Below are 14597 nucleotides of genomic sequence, written 5' to 3'. Positions count from 1 at the left end.
AGTCAATAGCTTCTGTGGGAAACTTGCTCTTGGTGAGTGGGGAGACTGCTTAGTATAAAGCCTTGAGGGGCGGGTTTATTCAAATTATTATTAGTAATTGAGCATATCTGTGAAAGACTTGGAGAGTGCCATACCCGCCCCTACCCACTCAGGACTTTGCTATAACTGGCTGGATAGGGACAAGCTATCCTACACTAAAGAAAGACTTCGGAGTATTTGTACTCAATTAAAGTTTAACAAGATGTAATAAATTTTTAATCCAATGACACAAAGGTAAATTACGTAGGCTTAATTCTTATATATAAACCGCAAAAATACTCCTTATCCTCAAAGAACCCTTTGAAATTGGGATATTAACCAGATAGCATTCAAATACATCTCCACAGACTCATCAGGATTAAAAGGTTAGTAAGCATCAATGTCGCAGTTTTATTTTGATACAAACAATAACGGTCATAAATCTTTTGAATTACCAGGCGCTAAACCGCACTACAACCCCGACCGTCCTGGACAAGTAGAGCATATTTTCCTCGATCTGTGCTTGGATATTCCTCGCCAAAGTTACCACGGGACTTGCAGCATCCGCCTGTTACCGATCCGAAATGGCATTGACCGTTTGACTTTGGATGCTGTCAACTTAAATATCCAGTCTGTAAAAGTAGACGATATAGCCCAGGATTTTGACTACAACGGCGAACAGCTAACTATTCAACTTTCGCAACCAACACAAATTGGTAAACATCTGTTGATTGCGATCGCCTACTCAGTGGAAAAGCCCCAACGCGGTATATACTTTATTCAACCAGACCAACACTACCCCAACAAACCCACCCAAGTTTGGACTCAAGGCGAAGACGAAGACTCTCGTTTCTGGTTTCCCTGCTTCGACTATCCCGGACAACTTTCTACTTCCGAAATTCGGGTACGGGTTCCTAAAGATTTAATTGCTATTTCCAACGGCGAACTCATCGACACCCAAAAAGATGGAGATGAAAAAATCTACCATTGGTCACAACAGCAGATTCATCCTACCTACTTAATGACCTTAGCAGTAGGCGACTTTGCCGAAATTCGGGACGAATGGCAAGGTAAACCCGTTACCTACTACGTAGAAAAGGGTAGAAAAGACGATGCTAAACGCAGCATGGGCAAAACTCCCCGCATGATGGAGTTTTTAAGCGAAAAGTATGGTTATGCTTATGCTTTTCCTAAATATGCCCAAGTTTGTGTAGATGATTTCATCTTTGGCGGGATGGAAAATACTTCCACAACCCTATTAACAGATAGATGTTTAATCGATGAACGCGCCGCTTTAGATAATCGTGGCACAGAAAGTTTAGTTGTTCACGAATTAGCACACCAGTGGTTTGGGGATTTACTGGTAATTAAACATTGGTCTCATGCTTGGATTAAGGAAGGGATGGCTTCCTACTCGGAAGTGATGTGGACAGAACATGAATATGGCGACCAAGAAGCCGCATACTATCGATTATTAGAAGCCAGAAGTTACTTAAGCGAAGATAGTCACCGCTACCGCCGCCCAATGGTAACTCATGTTTACCGGGAAGCCATCGAACTTTATGACCGCCATATCTACGAAAAAGGATCTTGTGTTTATCACATGATTCGGGCGGAATTAGGAGAAGAATTATTTTGGCCAGCAATTCACACCTTTGTCCAAGATCATGCCCATAAAACTGTCGAAACAGTAGACTTACTCCGCGCCATTGAAAAGGCGACTGGGCGGAATTTGGCATACCTCTTCGATCAATACGTTTATCGTGGTGGTCATCCTGATTTTAAAGTAGCTTACTCTTGGGATGGAGATGCTAATTTAGCCAAAGTCACAGTCACTCAAACCCAAGCCGACAAAAATGATAGTAAAGATTTGTTTGACCTAAAAATACCCATTGGCTTTGGTTACACTCAACCAAGTAAAACTGCACAACTTAACACTTTCACTGTGCGGGTCAATGAACGGGAACAAAGCTTTTACTTCCCTTTAGCAGAAAAACCCCAATTTGTCAGCTTTGATGTGGGCAATAATTTCCTCAAAACTGTGACTTTAGAATATGCAGTTCCAGAGTTGAAAGCCCAGCTAGAATTTGACCCTAACCCCATTTCTCGGATCTATGCAGCCGAGGCTTTAGCTAAAAAAGGTGGATTAGAAGCTACCAATGCTTTGTCAGATGCACTCAAACATGATTCATTTTGGGGTGTGCAGGTCGAAATAGCTAAACAACTAGCCGAAATTAAGTTAGATCAAGCCTTTGATGGGTTAGTTCCCGGATTGCAAGACCAAAATGCTTTTGTCCGGCGTGCGGTGGTGGAAGCACTGGCGACCATCAAAACCCATGACAGTTACAAAGCTGTGAAAAAGTTGGTTAAAAATGGTGATCCTAGTTACTACGTCGAAGCAGCAGCTAGTCGGGCTGTGGGGTCAATCGCAGCTGTGAATTTGGCAGATAAACCCAAAGAAGAAAAGGTAATTAAGCTGCTGCAATCCGTTTTAGAATCAAGGGCGGGCTGGAATGAAGTTGTGCGGAGTGGTGCAATTGGCGGTTTAGCTGAACTCAAAACTTCAGAAGCTGCTTTAAATGTGCTGCTAGAATACACAAAACTTGGTACACCACAACCATTGCGTTTAGCCACAATTCGAGCTTTAGGCAAGATTTCTGTGGGTCAAAGTCCGATGAATTTAGAACGGATTTTAGAAAAGTTAGCAGAACTAGCCAAAGAAACCTTCTTTTTAACCCAAGTGGCTGTAGTCACGGCCTTGGGACAAATGGAAACTCGCAAAGCTATGGGGATTTTGCGATCGCTAGCCGACCAAACAGCCGACGGGCGTGTGCGTCGCTATGCTGAAGAGGAAATTTCCAAGGTGCAAAAAAATGTGGGAACAGATAAAGCATTGCGCCAAATGCGGGAGGAACTAGACCAACTCAAGCAACAAAACCAAGAACTCAAAAGTCGCTTAGAAGGTTTGGAAGCAAAATCTAAATAGTCATTGGTCATTGGTCATTGGTCATGAGGATAACTCTTTCTTAGTCACCAATCTCCGTAGGGGCGGGTTTAGTAATATCGTCATTCATATTGAAGAATATCTGTAAACCCGCCCCTACAAGCCTCCCAAGTCCCCACTCCCCAACGCAATATTTGTACTTTTATAAAGTATAATTAAGGAAAAGATAAAAACATCTGGAGAGTCATCTAGGCTAAAACGGTCAAGATTATTACCCGGAAACAATTTAAATTCCTAGTTTTTGATACAAAACTACACAAAACCCCGACTTACAATTAATTTGTACGTGGGGACATAAAAAACGAAAGTATATAATTCCCAGTTGAAGAGGTATGTAAAGGCGTGGGTCACAATCAGCCCGGTCAGCTAAGACGCTACAATTCAGACGCGATCGCTCGTCACTATCGTTACCGTCCCTGGCTTGCTTGGGGACGAATGTTACAAGTTATCGGGTCATTTGCTGTATTTATTTTGAGTCTCAAGTGGGACGAATGGCAAAATAAAGTTGAGCAAAACAAAGGTAAACGCGCTACACAGTTACGAGAACTACTCACTAGACTTGGCCCGACATTTATTAAAGTAGGTCAGGCCCTATCCACTCGTCCAGATTTGGTACGTAAAGATTTCCTAGAGGAACTGATTAAACTACAAGATCAGTTACCACCTTTTGATAATGCGATCGCTTATCAAATAATCGAAACCGAGTTAGACAGACCCATTTCTGACGTTTACAGCGAATTGTCAGCTAGTCCAGTGGCTGCCGCTAGTTTAGGGCAAGTTTATCGTGGTCGTCTACTAACTGGCGAAGAAGTAGCTGTAAAAGTGCAGCGCCCCAACTTACGCCCAGTCATCACCCTCGACCTTTATCTGATGCGCTGGATAGCTGGTTGGTTAGCGCCTTGGCTACCCCTAAATCTCGGTCACGATCTGACTTTAATTGTGGACGAATTCGGCATCAAGTTATTTGAAGAAATTGATTACATCAATGAAGGTCGTAACGCCGAAAAATTTGCCAGCAATTTTCGCAGCGATCCGCGAGTTAAAATCCCGGATATTTACTGGAGTTATACCAACACTCACGTTTTAACTCTGGAATGGATTAATGGCTTCAAACTCACCGATACTACCAGAATTAAAGCAGCAGGTTTAGACCCAGAGGAAATTATTCAAATTGGGGTAACTTCCGGACTGCAACAGCTATTGGAACACGGTTTTTTCCATGCTGACCCCCACCCAGGAAATTTGTTTGCTATGCCTGATGGACGCATGGCTTACATTGATTTCGGCATGATGGATCAGCTAGAGGAACCCACCAAAGAAACTTTAGTAGATGCGCTAGTACATCTGGTAAACAAAGACTACGCCGATTTAGCCGCAGATTTTGTTGCATTAGGTTTTCTGACACCAGACACGAATATTTGCCCCATTATCCCGGCATTAGAATCAGTATTGGGAAATGCCATTGGCAAAAATGTCAAGGAATTTAACTTCAGAACCATAACTGACGAGTTCTCGGAACTGATGTATGAATATCCGTTTCGAGTTCCGGCCAAGTTCGCCTTGATTATTCGTTCTCTGGTGACTCAAGAAGGTATTGCCCTCAGTCTTAACCCAAACTTCAAAATTGTAGAAGTGGGTTATCCCTACATAGCACGACGCTTACTAACTGGGGAATCCCCTGAATTAAGGCGACGACTACTGAACGTGTTATTTAAAGATGGTAAATTCCAGTGGGAACGCTTAGAGAATTTAATCGAAATTGCGCGGACTGATGGCAGCTTTGATGTCTTACCGACAGCGCGAATGGGATTACAATATCTCATGTCTGAGGAAGGTAAATTTCTCCGTCGAGAGTTTGTCTTAGCACTCACCGAAGATGACCGTCTACATACAGAAGAAGTTCAACGCCTGTGGGATTTGGTGAAAGATGACATTAAACCGAATCGTTTATTAGACGTAGCCATCGGTATGTTGACAGAGTTATCAAGAGAAAGCGTAGCTGCGGTGATTCCTAAATCTGGTTTCTTCGCTGCTTTTAGTGCTGTGCAACCAAACAGTAAAAAATAAACAGACTAAAATTTTTACTGCATAACTTTTTAATATCAATTTGGAGTTTTCATGTACTATTTCCCGGAACAACCACCTTATTTTCTGTTAATTATTGGTTTTTTAATTGCATTGACTTCTGGTCTAGCCTTATCTGGCACACTCAAAGTAATAGTGCAGCAATGGCCAGAAGATAATGCCAAAAGTTCTAAATCTGCTTCCTCATTAAAACAGTTATTTGTGCCATTTCTGGGAATTACTGTCGGTGTTTCTGTATTCCTCTCATCCGGTTTAGAGATATTTGGTTTTCCGTCCCCCTTGGCTTTAGGAATTGGTTTACCAGTAAGTCTTCTGACTTGTTTACTGGTTTGGCTGCAATTGGGAAGTCTGCTCACTTTTGCCAAACGTGAAGGAATGCAAGCTCTAGATTTAGATTCTTGATCTGATAAATATTAATAATTAATAATCAGTGCTGAATAACTGATAATTTTGTGATTCAGCACTTTTTTGTCAGTAATTGACTTTAATTATAGTAGAATTTAGCATTCTTCAAAGCCATAAGTCTAGCTAAATTTAAGCGGTAGTGATAGCCAATTTTTCGTTGCCATTTTTCCCATAAAGTCTTCGGCTTGTTACTATAGGAAGCATCTATATGATGAATGACATTTTTAATTTCTTGCCAGTTATCTTGGGAAATCGTCCAGCCTACCTTAGTCGCAGCTATTCCCATTGCATTACCTTCACCAGAATGAATCCCTCTTAATTCCAAATACCTGCCAATCATTGCCCAGGATTTTAAGTAATCTACTTCTCTGCCATTGTCTCTAGCAATCATAAATAAAGATTCTCCCACATAAGTTACAGTTTCTAAATCTATGTTGAAATGCGAAGCAACCTTCTGGAGAGGTTGCAATCTTTCAGGAGTATACCGGTTGACGTGTTCTACCAAGTTTTCATAGTGTCCTACTGTAATTCCTGGTTTCCACTGTAAATTATCTGGTATGGGAGCTAATATTCTTGTATCTGCATCAATGTGAATTGCAGCCGGAAATTTTGATAAAGCTGTTTCCATGAGGATGCTTTTGTCATTATAACAATGCAAAATCCCCTGTTGGCGATGTTTAAAAGCTAAAACGTTATAATTTTCTTTAAAACAACTTGGCTCGTCTGTTAATACTAATAATGTAGTGCCAGGAGCATATTTTTCTAAATCACTCGCCAATTGTTGAGCTAGCAGGCGATATTTATTTCTTAAGGCTAAGGTACAAAAGCAGAAATCTTTTTGTTCGTGATTCATAAACTGCTTACTAGTTGTATTTTATCTTAATTTTCAGTGGAGGTAAAAGAAGAAACCAAAAATTTCTATAATTAATTATACATGAAACAAATAATTAGGGTAATTTTTTTTACCCATTTAGAATTTAGATCAGTATTTTTTGTCAGTTTTATTATGTAAGTAAAATAAATAGCCATAAATATGAGATTATTTTTGGATTAGATTATTTTTGTTATAAATAGATTAATTTAGCTATCTTCTCTCTGTCTGCCGCCTGAGTTGTGAGATACTAGATTTTTTATACAAAGTAGGTTGTTAGCTCAATAATTTTAGCGTTGGGAACTTGGGAGGGGTCAGAGAGTGGCGGATGATAAAAGTGCAGTAATCCCAGAACAGATTGACCAGCAGGATTTTTCCTGGCCTTTCTGGTTTACATTGCCACTCTACCCTTATGGCAAGCGGCGGACAATCCGTAAAGAAGTAGTTAAAGACACCATCTGGACTTTTGACCAAATGCAGGGAATTTTCTACGTTGTTGTGCCAATTCGCATGACCGTAGTTAAGCTTGAACAAGGTGGTCTTCTTGTATACGCTCCCGTTGCGCCTACCCCTGAATGTATCCGTCTTGTGAAAGAGTTGGTAGCAGAACACGGGGATGTTAAGTATATTATTTTGCCAACTATCTCAGGGCTAGAACACAAAGTTTTCGTTGGTCCCTTTGCCAGATGCTTTCCTAGTTCAGAGGTTTTTGTGGCTCCTCATCAATGGAGTTTTCCGTTAAATCTTCCCCTGAGTTGGCTGGGTTTACCTGCTAAACGGATTCATATATTACCTGAAGATAGTAGCAAAACCCCATTTGCTGATCAGTTTGACTATGCGATTCTTGGCCCGATAGAGTTGGGGCCAGGGAAGTTCTCTGAGGTTGTATTTTTCCACAAGCGATCGCATACTTTATTAGTCACAGATTCAGTGGTATCTGTATCAGCAGATCCGCCAGCGATTGTACAATTAGATTCATATCCCTTGCTATTCCACGCTAAAGACAAGGCATTTGATTTGATTGCAGATACTCCAGCCAATCGCCGTAAAGGATGGCAACGGGTTTCGTTATTTGCTTTGTATTTTCGTCCCAGTATGCTAGAAGTGGTCGGCTTGGGTAAAGTATTGCGCGAGGCAATTCAAGCCCCCAATCGTTCACAAAAAGCCTATTTTGGCTTATATCCCTTTAAATGGCATTCAGATTGGCAGCACTCATTCGATAGACTCAGAGGTGACGGTCGTTTGTTTGTCGCACCAATTTTGCAAACACTCATTTTGAATCGCGCACCAAAAGAAACCATTGACTGGGCGCAGAAGGTCGCGAGTTGGGACTTTCAGTGGATTATTCCTTGTCACTTCGATGCACCGATTCCAGCAAAGCCGTCTCAATTTCGTCAAGCATTCTCCTTTCTAGAAAAGCATCCGACTACCAGTGCAGGTTTGTTAAGTAGTAATAGTTATCCCTTACCAGAGGAGGATTTTCAACTACTGAGAGATATTGATCAAGGTTTAAAAAAAACTGGTATTGTGCCACCACCAAAGGATAAAGTCTAGGCTAGAATTTGAAAAATAGGCGACACGAGGCTGTGAATCAAAGCTCTTAAAAGTAGTGATTGCTGCTGAAAATTTGAGCAGCATTAAGCTAGAAATTCAATATATAGCAAAGTGCTGAGTAGAAACCAAGTTAAGTTAAGGCTTCCGCACTCAGCTATACATTTGAGAATTTCGCCTCTACATAAAGTATCGCTTGTTGAAAATATGCAAAATATCCAAAACATTATATTGTTACAAAGAATTTATGGAGAAATAGTTATATAAATAAAAAACAGACAATTAAAAAATTAAAATAACAAATAAAATTAGAATAATATAAGACCTCAGCAGATGAGGAAACGCTATCACCAGATTAACTTTTAAGCAAAACGTAGTTTTATTATGCCCAGTTCTAAAATATTCACTACATCTTTTGACTTTCAAGAAGTTTACCCCTGTCCTGTTTGTCGCGTAGGTAAAATTTCTCGAATGCCAATGATGGAAACGATGGCTTGTGATTTCTGTTACGAGATTTTTACTGTTAACCTAGAACAACAAGAAATCAAAATGCCTTCTCGTCAACCTCCCCTGATTTGGCGATGGAATGGCTTTAACTGGACAGAAGCCCAGTTAGAGGGTATTGAATTGGGTTGGGGTTATGGGCTAGTAGCTATTGCTTTTGTCGTGCTACCCACAAGTTTAATTGGTATAGTTGCTTACTACTTTCCGCCAATATCTCATGATCCCATTACTTGGCTCCCATATATCTGGACAATACTAACTTTTTTGTTACATTTATCAATTATTTTGTGGATTGTAGTCGAGATTTATCAAATTCCTGTTGTCGCTTATTTGAGAGCCATAAATCGGTGGCGAAATGGGATGATGGGTAGAGAATAAATGGAACGTTAATGATCAATGATATCTGTGATAGCTGACTTGGACTAGCCATACCCTCCCATACCTATTCGGTATCTTCGTGATAAAAATGTTTTATGGTCAATATCTAGATGAAGTGGGAAAATAGGTATAAGGCTAATTACAAATAACTACATCGATACAAAACTACACGTTTAACTAGGCGATCGCAGTAGAGTTTCGTTGTATACAAAGAAGATAGAGTATTTTCAACTTTGCCTCCCAAAAAGGTTATTTATGAACTGAGTTATCTAATACACTCCTGTATAATATTTAAATCTCAGTATTCAATTTAGAGCAAATAAGGAGAAGCTCTTCTTTAATTTATACCTGTGAACAAGAAACCGCCAACGGGCTTGGTCAAAACAGGAATTAAAACCGATTCGCGTCTTATGAGTAGATTTGAGTAGGTTTTATCTGGCGGCTGCATCACTCATACGTAATTTGATTGTTGACAAAAATATCATAATGAGCGAGATGGAGCAGTATTATAGAGTTTTAGAAATAGAACCTGGAGCAACACTTGAGGAAGTTAACCAAGCTTATAAAGACTTGGTTTTCATTTGGCATCCTGATCGGATTCCTCAAGATAATCACCGCTTACAGAAGAAAGCCCAAGACAAACTGAAAGCTATTAATGAAGCTCGTGATCAATTGCGCTCTTTACATAATAAGCATAAAAATGTTGATTATTCTTCAGCATCTCAAGTCAAGAAACCACCTGAAAGTACCTACAAACCACCTAAAACAAACCCTGATTTAAGTGGTAAAGACTTCAGTGGCTCTAACTTAAGCAACAAAGATTTATCTGGCAGAAACTTGAGTTACGCTGATTTGAGTGGGGCTGATCTCAGCGATACTTTTATGCACAAAGTTATTCTCAGAGGAGCAAATTTATCTTCAGCAAATTTGTTTAGGGCTAACTTACTTTTAGCCGACATGAGAGAAGCCAACTTGCGCTCCACTAACTTGATTGGTGCGGACTTGAGTGGAGCTGACTTGCGCGGAGCCGACTTGACAGGAGCGCGGATTCGTTCAGGCGATCGCCTACTGGTAAAATTGATTGGTGCTAACTTAGCTGGGGCAATTATGCCTGATGGTGTCATCCATAGTTAACATCAGCACACAAAAAAGGTATTGTTAACATAAAGAAGCATACTATTGATTCAAAACATTAGCTTTATTTATGAACATTGCCATTATTGGTTGTGGTTACGTTGGCTATGCAGTTGCTCAATTGTGGCAGCAGAAGATGACTTTTATGGTTACAGCTACCACAACTACCCCTGAGCGTGTCTCGACTCTACAAAGAGTAGCCCAAAAAGTTGTAGTCACCCAAGGCAATGACCGAGAACAACTAAAATCTGTATTGAAAAATCAAGATATTGTGTTGTTGAGTATTGGCGCAAAGGGAGCAAATTTATATGAACATACTTATCTCAATACTGCCAAAACTCTAGTTGAAGTTTTACAGGATACTCCTAGTGTTAAGCAATTAATATATACTGGAAGTTATTCAGTTTATGGCGACCATAATGGTGCTGGGGTAGATGAAGAAACCCTAGCTCAACCAATCCATGATAATGGAAAAATTCTCAAAGCAACTGAAGATGTATTACTCGGAGCATCTAGTGAAAAGCTCCATGTTTGTATCTTAAGATTAGGAGGTATCTATGGACCAAATAGGGAACTGATCAAAATATTTAGTAGAGTTCCTGGTACAACCCGTCCCGGTAATGGTGAAGATGCCGCTAATTGGATTCACTTGGATGATATTGTTGGGGCAATAGAATTTGTGCGTTTAAATCATTTGCAAGGTATTTACAATCTGGTAGATGATGCCGATTTAACCAGCCGAGAGTTGCTGGACAGCTTAATGGAAAAACACAATTTAACCAAAGTAGAATGGGATAATAGTAGCAAAACTAACCGTCCATATAATGCTAAAGTATCCAATCAAAAAATCAAAGCTGCTGGCTATAAATTAATTCATCCCTATATAATCTTTTAATCCTATGGTCAATACATTGAATATTACAATATCTCCTACCCAGTTTTACACCTGGAAAAATTATCGTTGTGCCTACGACCTACATCAACCAGCTAATTCCAGCAGTGAGGGTTTACCTTTACTTCTAATTCATCCCATTGGTGTGGGATTATCACGAAAATTTTGGCAAAGATTTCGCACTCAATGGTATAGAAAAGGTCAGAAAAATCTGATTTACAATCCTGACTTACTAGGATGTGGTCAGAGTGATATGCCTCGTGTGGCTTATACTCCTAAAGATTGGGCAGAACAATTAGATTACTTTTTGCAAACAGTAGTAAAAAAACCTGTTGTAATTGTAGTACAAGGTGCTTTATTACCAGTTGCTATAGAATTAGTTCAAAAACAATCAAAATTAATTGCTGGTATGATTTTAGCTGGACCGCCTGCTTGGCCAGTAATTACAAAAAATTCATCAGCATTCCAGCATAAAATAGCGTGGAATATTTTTGATTCGCCTGTTGGTAATGGTTTTTATCGCTATGCGCGGACAGAAAAGTTTTTACGTTCTTTCTCAATTCGGAAACTTTTTGGTTCCGAAAATGCTGTAGATAAAGAATGGTTAGATATGTTAGTTGCGGGGGCGGAAAATCCTGAAAGTCGCCATGCGGTATTTTCGTTTTTAGCTGGATTTTGGCGACAGGATTACAGTGGTTATCTTGCTTGTATCAATCAGCCGACATTGGTAGTTTTGGGAGAAGCCGCATTGAGTATTAGTAAAGAAGGTAAACAAGAAACACCAGATGAACGTATGGCTGATTATCTCGGCTGTTTACCTCAAGCTAGTGGAATTAAATTACCGGGATGCAACGTTTTACCTTATGAATCAACAGTAAAATTTGTAGAAGCGATCGCACCATTCATTGCCAGATTATCTAATTCTACTGGAAAACCCACACCTTAACACTTTTTATACAGTTGGGATGCTCCCTAATGATTTTTGTGAAATATGTACTTTTAATAATCTGCAAAAGTAATTTAAATATTTGATTTTCCAGTACAAATTGAGCTTATAACTTGATAAGTCGATGGCAAAAATTAATTTTTAATCTCGAAAGTATTAAGACAACTTCGTAAGCAATGCTAAAATTCTTTTTGATGTTGGTGTTAACAAAGTACGGCGATAAGCATCTGCGGCTTTTTTAATCGCTTCTGCTTGAGTTGGGTAAGGATGAATCACGCCAGATAACCCATTTAAACCAATTTTATTGACAATTGCTGTAGTTATTTCACTAATGGTTTCTCCAGCATGACGGGAGACAATTGTTGCTCCTAAAATTTGGTCGGAACCTTTTTTGTGGATAATTTTCACAAATCCATCTTCTTCGCCATCTGTAATTGCTCGGTCTACACTACTAAAATGAATTTTGATTGTATTAATGTCAAAGCCCTTTTCTTGAGCCTCCTGCTCATACATTCCCACATGAGCAATCTCTGGGTCAGTATATGTTACCCAAGGCATCACTAAACTACTAAGTTTAGACTTGCCAAAGCCAAAGGGAGAAAACAGAGTATTCTTAATTACAATTCGCGCTGCTGCATCCGCCGCATGAGTAAACTTCCAGTTCATGCAGATATCGCCGGCTGCATAAATTTTGGGGTTCGTTGTCTGGAGATAATCATTAACTTTTACTCCTTGACGTTGGTCAAATTCCACCCCAACATCTGCTAAATTTAAACCTTCAACATTTGGTACGCGTCCCGCACCAACTAAAATTTCATCAACAACAATTGACCTTTGAGAACCATTGCTGAGAAAGTTAATCAGCTTTCCTTCTGGGGTTTGTTCTACACTTTGGATTTGGCTATTCAAAACCAAATGTATATTTTCCTGGATAAAACGATTTTGAATAATCTCTGCGGCTTCGCTATCTTCTTTATTTAAAATATGAGAATCCTTATGAAACAAGGTAACTTGAGAACCCAAGCGTTGGAAAGCTTGAGCCAATTCACAACCGATAGATCCACCACCAATTACAGCTAGACGTGGGGGGAGTTCGGTGAGGGAAAAGACTGTTTCATTAGTGAGAAATCCAGTTGCTTCCAGTCCCGAAATTGATGGTCGCACGGCTCTAGCACCAGTAGCAATCACAGCTTTTTTAAAGCGAAGTTTTTGTTCACCAACTTCAATGATATTATCACCTGCAAAACGACCACTCCCCAAGAAAATATCCACTCCCAAGTTTTGAAACCGATGAGCAGAATCATGATGGCTAATACCCGACCTTAAACGGCGCATCCGTTCCATTACTGCTGGGAAATCAACGTCTATTTTTTCTGGAGGATTAATTCCTAAAGCTTTCGCTTCCAACATTTCGCCGACAACGCGAGATGAACGAATAATACATTTTGAGGGAACACAACCGACATTTAAACAATCCCCACCCATCAAATGCTTTTCAATTAAAGCAACTTTTAATCCTACATCTAAACCTGCTGCACCTGCGGCTACAACTAATCCCGCCGTACCAGCACCAATGACTACTAAATCATAACAATCAACGGGTTGAGGATTAACCCAATCCTGTGGATGAACATGGGAAATTAATTTTTGGTTATACTCATCCATTGGTGGAAGAGTAACTTTTTGAGATGGAGAATTTGACATTACTAAACTCCTTCAACAATTAATAATTGATTTAGCAATCTACCTTGTACATATTTTTATCGCATTGTAATTTGAGATATAGTAATACGAATTACGAACTACGAATTAAAAACACAGCTTTAATTCAAATTAATTTGTTGATTTTCATCATTATCTGTAGATTCTAAAACTTCATTTTCTAAAGCCTTCCTAGCTACTTTAGTGACATAAACCGTCACCGCAACTGTAGCAATAAAACCAATGATACGAATTGCCCACTGTACACCGGGGTTATCGGGTTGAGCCTCAGTCCCGATTGTGGCAATGTTACCAGCTAAGGAGCCGATATAAACATACATAATTGTGCCGGGAATCATGCCAACGGAACCCAAAAAATAATCTTTGAGTGAAACGCCTGTCACACCATAAGCATAGTTCAATAAATTGAAGGGGAAAATAGGAGAGAGTCGCGTTAGCAGGACAATTTTCAATCCTTCCCTACCTACAGCTTCATCAATCGCCCGAAATTTATTATTTCCTGCAATTTTCTGAGCAACCCAACCCCTAGCCAAATAACGCCCGACGAGAAAAGCGGCGGTTGCTCCGATGGTTGCACCAATGAAGACATAAAGCGAACCCATAACCACGCCAAAAACAACACCTGCACCGAGTGTGAGGATTGACCCTGGTAAAAAGGCGACAGTAGCAACGATATACAGTAGGATAAATGCCAATGCTCCTACAGCACCAAGACCATCAATCCACTGCAAAGCATTTCGCAACCAGAGTTGGGGATTAAATCCTGAAACATTTTGAGCAGATTCTTGTCCCCAAGCTGGTTGGGCGGTAAATATTAAGGTAACACCAAATGCCATGAGCATCAGGAAAGTAAATTTTCCCAACTTTTGCGAATTCCTGGTTGAAATATCTGCAATAGTTGGCTTTTGACGTTGGGGAAAGAACAAATTAGTTAGCGTAAGTTTTAACATAAGTAATTACTCTCTATAGATTAGTTGTGTTTCAAGCTTTCTTGACTAAGTGTGCTAACTTGTCAATTGTTTGTAAGTTAGTATTGGGAGCAACGCGATTTTGTGAGTTTGGACAAAAAACAAGCGATCGCTAATAA

11 protein-coding genes are annotated in these 14597 nt (G+C 39.8%); 8 read left to right on the top strand and 3 right to left on the bottom strand.

Annotated elements, in window-relative coordinates; all coding sequences use genetic code 11:
* Positions 1-418: 418 nt before the first annotated feature.
* From ACM0OW_RS16525 to ACM0OW_RS16515, 3 genes are all read left to right on the top strand, one after another.
* Positions 419-3004, top strand: coding sequence for a M1 family aminopeptidase (locus ACM0OW_RS16525; protein WP_414551257.1), 2586 nt, complete (start codon positions 419-421; stop codon positions 3002-3004).
* Between the two features lie 360 nt (positions 3005-3364).
* Positions 3365-5089: an ABC1 kinase family protein gene (locus ACM0OW_RS16520; protein ID WP_414551256.1), complete on the top strand. Its 1725-nt coding sequence runs from the start codon at positions 3365-3367 to the stop codon at positions 5087-5089.
* Positions 5090-5140: 51 nt separating this feature from the next.
* On the top strand, positions 5141-5509 hold the full coding sequence (locus tag ACM0OW_RS16515) for a hypothetical protein (protein WP_414551255.1): 369 nt from the start codon (positions 5141-5143) through the stop codon (positions 5507-5509).
* A gap of 82 nt (positions 5510-5591) precedes the next feature.
* Here ACM0OW_RS16515 and ACM0OW_RS16510 read toward each other — a convergent pair whose 3' ends face one another.
* On the bottom strand, positions 5592-6365 hold the full coding sequence (locus ACM0OW_RS16510) for a hypothetical protein (RefSeq protein WP_414551254.1): 774 nt from the start codon (positions 6363-6365) through the stop codon (positions 5592-5594).
* A 339-nt stretch (positions 6366-6704) separates the two neighbouring features.
* On the opposite strand from ACM0OW_RS16510, the gene ACM0OW_RS16505 reads away from it, so the two are divergent.
* The 5 genes from ACM0OW_RS16505 (at position 6705) to ACM0OW_RS16485 (ending at position 11788) form a co-directional block, all read left to right on the top strand.
* Positions 6705-7937, top strand: a complete 1233-nt coding sequence (locus ACM0OW_RS16505; RefSeq protein WP_414551253.1) for a DUF4336 domain-containing protein — start codon at positions 6705-6707, stop codon at positions 7935-7937.
* A gap of 381 nt (positions 7938-8318) precedes the next feature.
* Complete coding sequence (locus ACM0OW_RS16500; protein ID WP_414551252.1) at positions 8319-8816, top strand: hypothetical protein; 498 nt, start codon at positions 8319-8321, stop codon at positions 8814-8816.
* 486 nt (positions 8817-9302) lie between these two features.
* The gene (locus ACM0OW_RS16495; protein ID WP_414551251.1) at positions 9303-9950 is read left to right on the top strand and encodes a pentapeptide repeat-containing protein; all 648 of its coding nucleotides are present in this window, start codon (positions 9303-9305) and stop codon (positions 9948-9950) included.
* Between the two features lie 70 nt (positions 9951-10020).
* A complete protein-coding gene (locus ACM0OW_RS16490; protein ID WP_414551250.1) occupies positions 10021-10845 on the top strand; it encodes an NAD-dependent epimerase/dehydratase family protein in 825 nt (274 codons plus the stop codon).
* A 4-nt stretch (positions 10846-10849) separates the two neighbouring features.
* Positions 10850-11788: an alpha/beta fold hydrolase gene (locus tag ACM0OW_RS16485; RefSeq protein WP_414551249.1), complete on the top strand. Its 939-nt coding sequence runs from the start codon at positions 10850-10852 to the stop codon at positions 11786-11788.
* Positions 11789-11944: 156 nt separating this feature from the next.
* On the opposite strand, the gene ACM0OW_RS16480 is transcribed toward ACM0OW_RS16485, so the two are convergent.
* Both ACM0OW_RS16480 and ACM0OW_RS16475 read right to left on the bottom strand, forming a co-directional pair.
* Positions 11945-13492, bottom strand: a complete 1548-nt coding sequence (locus tag ACM0OW_RS16480) for a mercuric reductase (protein ID WP_414551248.1) — start codon at positions 13490-13492, stop codon at positions 11945-11947.
* A 119-nt stretch (positions 13493-13611) separates the two neighbouring features.
* A complete protein-coding gene (locus ACM0OW_RS16475) occupies positions 13612-14460 on the bottom strand; it encodes a TVP38/TMEM64 family protein (protein WP_414551247.1) in 849 nt (282 codons plus the stop codon).
* Between the last annotated feature and the right edge of the window lie 137 nt (positions 14461-14597).

It is taken from the genome of Anabaena sp. CCY 0017, from assembly GCF_963920885.1.
Lineage (GTDB): Bacteria > Cyanobacteriota > Cyanobacteriia > Cyanobacteriales > Nostocaceae > Nodularia.
The sequence above is the reverse complement of the archived record's forward strand: the minus strand, read 5'-3'. Positions and strand labels throughout refer to the sequence as shown.

Coding starts and splice junctions, on each gene's coding strand:
- ACM0OW_RS16525 (WP_414551257.1), top strand. CDS start 419: ATGTCGCAGTTTTATTTTGATACAAACAATAACGGTCATAAATCTTTT.
- ACM0OW_RS16515 (WP_414551255.1), top strand. CDS start 5,141: ATGTACTATTTCCCGGAACAACCACCTTATTTTCTGTTAATTATTGGT.
- ACM0OW_RS16510 (WP_414551254.1), bottom strand. CDS start 6,365: ATGAATCACGAACAAAAAGATTTCTGCTTTTGTACCTTAGCCTTAAGA.
- ACM0OW_RS16500 (WP_414551252.1), top strand. CDS start 8,319: ATGCCCAGTTCTAAAATATTCACTACATCTTTTGACTTTCAAGAAGTT.
- ACM0OW_RS16495 (WP_414551251.1), top strand. CDS start 9,303: ATGAGCGAGATGGAGCAGTATTATAGAGTTTTAGAAATAGAACCTGGA.
- ACM0OW_RS16490 (WP_414551250.1), top strand. CDS start 10,021: ATGAACATTGCCATTATTGGTTGTGGTTACGTTGGCTATGCAGTTGCT.
- ACM0OW_RS16485 (WP_414551249.1), top strand. CDS start 10,850: ATGGTCAATACATTGAATATTACAATATCTCCTACCCAGTTTTACACC.
- ACM0OW_RS16480 (WP_414551248.1), bottom strand. CDS start 13,492: ATGTCAAATTCTCCATCTCAAAAAGTTACTCTTCCACCAATGGATGAG.
- ACM0OW_RS16475 (WP_414551247.1), bottom strand. CDS start 14,460: ATGTTAAAACTTACGCTAACTAATTTGTTCTTTCCCCAACGTCAAAAG.